Source organism: Mesorhizobium sp. M4A.F.Ca.ET.050.02.1.1, from assembly GCF_003997725.1.
GTDB lineage: Bacteria > Pseudomonadota > Alphaproteobacteria > Rhizobiales > Rhizobiaceae > Mesorhizobium.
In genome coordinates this window covers 1-5,759 of record NZ_RZSG01000371.1, presented here as the reverse complement: position 1 = coordinate 5,759, position 5,759 = coordinate 1, and the positions used below count along the sequence as shown (strand labels likewise).

Sequence of the window (5,759 nt, the reverse complement as noted above, 5' to 3'; positions counted from 1 at the left end):
CGCCGGAGCGCTCGACCACCAGTTCGCCGATTGCCGCGATGAGCAGCGGCGTCGCCGCGGTGGCGATGGTCAAAAGAATGTTGACGGTGATTTCCATCAGCGTGCCTCCTCCAGCTTGGGCGCGGCCTCGAGCTTTGGCGCGGCAAAGCCGATCAGACGAATGCGGTAGTGGATGAGCGTGTCGCAGCCGAGCACGAAGAAAAGAAGCATGCCCTGGAACACGCGCGCCACCTTGTCGGAGATGCCGAGCGCGCTCTGCACGGCCTCGCCGCCGAGATAGGTCAGCGCCAGAACAAGGCCCGCGGCGATGATGCCGAGCGGGTTGAGCCGGCCGAGGAAGGCGACGATAATGGCGGTGAAGCCATAACCAGGAGAGATCACGGGCTGCAGCTGGTTGATCGCGCCTGAGACTTCCGAGATACCGGCCAGGCCGGCAAGCGCCCCCGACAACAGGAAGGTGAAGAACACCATGCGGTTGAAGCCGAAGCCGGCGAAGCGCCCTGCCCTCGGGCTGGAGCCCAGCACGCGGACCTCGAAGCCCTTCAGCATGCGGCCCATCAGCAGCCAGATCAGCACGGCGGCGACCAGGGCGAAGACGAAGCCCCAATTGGCGCGCCCGGCGTCAGGCATCAGTTCGGGCAGGATGGCGGAGTCGCCGAACTGGATGGTCTGCGGGAAGCCATGGCCTTGCGGATCGCGCCACGGGCCCCGCACCAGCCAGTCGAGGAAGAGCTGTGCGACGTAGACCAGCATCAGGCTGGTCAGGATCTCGTTTGTGCTGAAGCGCGTCTTCAGCAGTGCCGGGATGGCGGCATAGACTGCACCGCCGAACATGCCGAGGATAAGCATCAGCGGCAGCACCAGCGGGCCTTCGAAATGGGGGAACAGCACCGGGATGATCGAGCCGAAAATGGCGCCGAAGATCAGCTGCCCCTCGGCGCCGATGTTCCAGATATTGGCCCGGTAGCAGACCGACAGGCCGACCGCGATCAGGATCAGCGGAGCGGCCTTGATCGCCAACTCGTGCAACTGCCAGACCTGGCTGATCGGCTCGATGAAATAGATCTTGAAGGCATTGAGCGGATTGACGCCGAGCAGCGCGAACAGGATGGCCCCGGCGATCATCGTCAACGCGAAGGCGATGAAGGGCGACAGCATCGAAAACAGCGCCGAGCGCTGCGGGCGTTTGACGAGTTCGAGGCGCATCATGCCGTCTCCAGCGTGTGTTCGGCGTGGCCGGGCTCGGCGCCGCCCATCAAGAGGCCGATCTTCTCGAAGGTCGCTTCGGCGATCGGTAGCGGTTTCGACAATTCGCCATTGTGCATCACCGCGATTGCATCCGAGATCTCGAACAACTCGTCGAGGTCCTGGCTGATGACCAGCACCGCCGAGCCGCTGCGTGCCAGTTCGATCAGCGCCTGGCGGATGTGGGCCGCGGCACCGGCATCGACCCCCCAGGTCGGCTGGTTGACCACCATGACGCTCGGCTTGCGGTCGAGTTCGCGGCCGACGATGAATTTCTGTAAGTTGCCGCCGGACAATGCCGCGGCTTCCGGATCGGGCGCGCTCTTGCGAACGTCCATCACCTCGATGATACGCTGGGAAGCAGCGTAGATGGCGGCGCTCTTGACCATGCCGCCAGAGCCGACAAAGGCCTTGCCGTCGGTGGCGTGGCGCGACAGTAGCAGGTTTTCCGAGAGCTTCATGCGCGGCGCGGCACCATGGCCAAGCCGCTCCTCCGGCACGAAGGCCGCGCCCATCAGCCGCCTGCCGGTGATGGTGAGGCCGCCGGCGTCCTTGCCGCGGATGCGCACCGAGCCGGCATCCGGCTGCATCGCCTCGCCGGAGACGGATTCGAAGAATTCGCCCTGGCCATTGCCGGCGACGCCGGCGATGCCGATCACCTCGCCGGCGCGCACGGTGAGGTTGATGTTCCTCAGCGGGATCGAGAACGGCGTCGCCGGCTTGCGGGTCAGCGCGCGGATCTCGAGCAGCGCCGGCGCCATCTCGATGCCTTCGGCCGGCGCGCGCACCACCGCCTTGACCTCGGTGCCAACCATCATGCGGGCGAGCGAGGCGGCGGTCTCCTGGCGCGGGTTGCAATGGCCGACCACCTTGCCGTGGCGCAGCACCGTGGCGCGGTCGCAGATACGTTTGACCTCTTCCAGCCGGTGCGAGATGTAGAGGATCGACTTGCCTTCCGAGCGCAGCCTTTCCAGCGTCTCGAACAGCTTGTCGGCTTCCTGCGGCGTCAGCACCGATGTCGGTTCGTCGAGGATGATCAGCTGCGGTGTCTGCAGCAGGCAGCGGATGATCTCGATGCGCTGGCGTTCGCCGACCGAGAGGTCGCCGACCAGCGATTCAGGATCGAGCGGCAGGCCGTAGCTGTAGGAGAGCGCCCTCGCCTTGGCGGCGATGCTGCTGATCGGCGAGCCGTCATCCAGCGACAGCGCGATGTTCTCCGCCGCGGTCAACGCCTCGAAGAGCGAGAAATGCTGGAACACCATGCCGATGCCGAGCTTCTTGGCGGCGCCCGGGTTGGTGATCCGGACTGGCTGGCCGTCCCAGAAGATCTCACCCGAATTCGGCTCCAGCGAACCGAATAGCATCTTGACCAGCGTCGACTTGCCAGCGCCGTTCTCGCCGAGCAGGGCGTGGATCTCGCCCTTGGCGATGTTGAGGTCGATATGGTTACACGCCGTCAGCGTGCCGAAAATCTTGGTCAGCCCACGAACTTCAAGCAGATTCGCGCTGTCGTGATTTGCACTCACAGTGCCTCCCATCTGGTTGCCAGATATGTTCTGTGTTCCCGCAAGCATCGTATGCGCTGCCGGCTGTTGGCGGAAAGCGGCACGCGACTTGAAAGAGCTTCAAGAATTTCAGCGGAAACTCAAGCGGTAAAAAAGTACCTTGCAAAGCCGGTGAAAGTGGATGGCCGGCTTTGCCAACTATCAATGCTTTCCACCGCGGCAAGCCGCCAGGAACGGCGGCATCAGGGGATCAGAACGGTGGTGCCTGTCGTGCGCCTTCCCTCGAGATCGGAGTGTGCCTTGCCGGCGTCCTTCAACTGGTAGCGCTGGTTGATCTTGATCTCGACCGCACCGCTCTGCACGACGCCGAACAGGGCCTCGGCCGACGCCACGAGGTCTTCGCGCCTGGCGTTGTAGACGAACAGCGTCGGCCTTGTGGCGTATAGCGAGCCCTTCTGCGCCAGGAGCGACATAGAGAAGGGCGGGATCGGCCCGGAGGACTGGCCGAAGCTGACGAACATGCCGAGCGGCTTCAGGCAGTCGAGCGAAGCGGGGAACGTATCGTTGCCGACGGAATCGTAGACGACATCGCACTTTTTGCCGCCGGTTATGGCGGCGACACCGGCGACGAAATCGTGCTCCTTGTAGTTGATGACATGGTCGAAGCCGTGCGCCTTGGCGAGCTCGATCTTGTCCGCGGAGCTTGCCGTGCCGATGACCGTGGCGCCGAGATGCTTGGCCCACTGTCCGAGGATCAGGCCGACGCCGCCGGCCGCCGCATGGAACAGGATAGTGTCGCCCGCCTTCACCTTGAAGGTGCGGCGCAAAAGATACTCGGCCGTCATGCCTTTCAGCATCATCCCCGCCGCCTGCTCGTCGCCGATGCCATCGGGCACCTTCACCACACGGTCGGCGGCGATGACCCGCTGCTCGGCATAGGCGCCGACATTGACGGCATAGGCGATGCGGTCGCCGGCCTTCAGCCAGTCGACGTCGGCGCCGACCGACAGCACCACGCCGGCCGCCTCGCCGCCGGGGATCAGCGGAAAGCCGCCGGGCGGAGGATAGAGGCCCGAGCGATGATAGACATCGATGAAATTGAGGCCGATCGCGGTGTGCCTGATCAGGACCTGCCCGGCCCCGGGCTGGCCCGGATCGGCATCCTCATAGGTCAGTACTTCCGGGCCGCCATGGGCGTGGATGCGGATCGCTTTGGGCATTGGGCAGTCTCTCTTGGGATCAAGCCGTCTTGGGAACCGGCTTTCGCAGGAATCAGTCTTTTCCGGCGCCCGGCTTGGCGCCGAGCTTTGGAAAGACCTGCATGATACCGCCGATGCAGGCGAGGTAAAGTCCGGTCACGGTGATACCGACCTTGGTGAAGACGCTGACCTGCTCGCCCAGCACGCCGATCTGGTCGTAGAAGGCGGCGAGTGCCGCCTGCGCCAGTGCCAGCGCACCGAAGGCACACCACAGCAGCGTCATGCCGAGATTGACCGGCCTCAGCCGCACCACGCGAACCGGATGAATGAAGTTGATCGGCACGAAGGTGAGGATGCCGGCGACCACCACCACGGCGAAGGAAACCCATTGCCCCGGCTCGATGACGAAGAGCGTGAACACCACCATGTTCCAGACGACCGGGAAGCCCTTGAAGAAATTCTCCTTCGTCTTCATGCCGGTGTCGGCATAGTAGATCGCGCTGGAGACCACGATGATCGCCGCCGACAGGAACGACAGCTTTTCGCCCATGAAGCCGCGCTGATAGAGCGCGAAGGCCGGGATGAGCACATAGGTCACGTAGTCGATGATGTTGTCGAGAAGTTCGCCCGACCATGTCGGCAGAATCTCCTTGACCTCAAGTTTCCTGGCGATCGGACCATCGATGCCGTCGACGAACAGCGCCAGCCCCAGCCACCAGAACATCGCCGTCCAGCGTTGCTCGCTCGCCGCGACCAGCGACAGGAAGGCCAGGAACGAGCCGGAAGCAGTCAGAAGGTGAACCGAGAACGCACGCGCCTGCGGCCACGTCACCTTCTTCTTCGGTCGCGGAATCCGGTCGGCGATTTTCTTGGCGGCTTTCCTCGCCGCAGTGTTCTTGCTCACGGGCCCCGCCAGTCCAGCTTGCAGATCTCGGCCGAACGGCCGGCAAAGTTCCAGTTGCGGCCGAAGGCGCGCATCTTGCTCTTGTCGGACTTCGCCACGATGATTTCCGGCGCGATCCAGTATTCGGAGTTGCTGATCACCGTATCCTTTTCGCGGTCCTTGCCGGGGATCGGCGTCACCGCCCCGTCGATGATCTTCGGTATCTGGAAGATACGCGTCTTGTCACGCGTCTCATAGGTGATCGGCACCTGCTCGACGCCGAGGAATTTTCCAACCAGGATGGCAAGCAACGCGGTGGTGCCGCCCGCCTTGCCGGTGAAGATCCTGGTGAGCGCCTTGACCGCGTGGATGGAGGCGCGCTTATCGATGAACAGCCCGGCTGTCCAGTTGCCGCGGCTCATATAGCCAGGGATCTCCATCACAAGGCCAAGATTGAGGCCGGAGAGGTCGACGTCACCGGAATGGCCGGCGTCGATGCGGAATCCGGCCCAGGTCTGGCAATAGCCCTCGGTCGGCGGATGGCTTCCGAGCGACAGTACGCAAGGGCAAAAAACCGTGCAATTGCAGGAGAGTACGAGCTCTCCCTTCATTGCCCAGCCTTGGTCTTTCATCGAATTCTCTCCCCCTCACGCCGAAACTAATAGCAGGGCGGCACCCCAGACAAGCAGTATCGCACCGACACTCCGGCTTGCCATCCTGCCGCTGGTCTGTTTTTCGATCAGGGTGAGCAGGCCGATCAACGCCATCCAGAAGATGTTCATCGCGCCAACGGCGAACATCACCAGCATCAGCGCCCAGCAGCAGCCCAGGCACCACAGGCCCTGTTCCATGCCGAGATGGAAGATGCGGCCAGGTTTCGCGCTCCAGTTTGCGAACAAGGTCGAGAACGGGTTCCGGCATTTCGTC

Annotated in this window: 6 protein-coding genes; all 6 read right to left on the bottom strand. The window is 63.5% G+C overall.

Features of this window, described 5'->3' with window-relative positions; all coding sequences use genetic code 11:
• Positions 1-96: 96 nt before the first annotated feature.
• Positions 97-1,209 carry an ABC transporter permease gene (locus tag EOA33_RS21790; protein WP_126054542.1) on the bottom strand — a complete coding sequence of 371 codons (1,113 nt, stop codon included), beginning with the start codon at positions 1,207-1,209 and terminating at the stop codon, positions 97-99.
• Positions 1,206-2,783 carry an ABC transporter ATP-binding protein gene (locus tag EOA33_RS21785; protein ID WP_189363177.1) on the bottom strand — a complete coding sequence of 526 codons (1,578 nt, stop codon included), beginning with the start codon at positions 2,781-2,783 and terminating at the stop codon, positions 1,206-1,208. The genes EOA33_RS21790 and EOA33_RS21785 overlap by 4 nt, the downstream gene beginning before the upstream one ends.
• Before the next feature lie 209 nt (positions 2,784-2,992).
• Complete coding sequence (locus EOA33_RS21780) at positions 2,993-3,970, bottom strand: quinone oxidoreductase (protein ID WP_127406551.1); 978 nt, start codon at positions 3,968-3,970, stop codon at positions 2,993-2,995.
• Between the two features lie 52 nt (positions 3,971-4,022).
• Positions 4,023-4,853, bottom strand: a complete 831-nt coding sequence (pcsA, locus tag EOA33_RS21775) for a phosphatidylcholine synthase (protein ID WP_126054539.1) — start codon at positions 4,851-4,853, stop codon at positions 4,023-4,025.
• Positions 4,850-5,464: a DUF1326 domain-containing protein gene (locus tag EOA33_RS21770; protein ID WP_126054538.1), complete on the bottom strand. Its 615-nt coding sequence runs from the start codon at positions 5,462-5,464 to the stop codon at positions 4,850-4,852. Before EOA33_RS21770 ends, pcsA begins: the two co-directional genes overlap by 4 nt.
• A 15-nt stretch (positions 5,465-5,479) precedes the next feature.
• Positions 5,480-5,759, bottom strand: a 280-nt coding sequence (locus tag EOA33_RS21765) for a DUF2182 domain-containing protein (protein ID WP_190234329.1), incomplete at its 5' end; no start/stop codon positions are given.

Bases quoted from the DNA above. Each gene is read 5' to 3' on its own strand.
- EOA33_RS21790 (WP_126054542.1), bottom strand. From the start codon at position 1,209: ATGATGCGCCTCGAACTCGTCAAACGCCCGCAGCGCTCGGCGCTGTTT.
- EOA33_RS21785 (WP_189363177.1), bottom strand. From the start codon at position 2,783: ATGGGAGGCACTGTGAGTGCAAATCACGACAGCGCGAATCTGCTTGAA.
- EOA33_RS21780 (WP_127406551.1), bottom strand. From the start codon at position 3,970: ATGCCCAAAGCGATCCGCATCCACGCCCATGGCGGCCCGGAAGTACTG.
- EOA33_RS21770 (WP_126054538.1), bottom strand. From the start codon at position 5,464: ATGAAAGACCAAGGCTGGGCAATGAAGGGAGAGCTCGTACTCTCCTGC.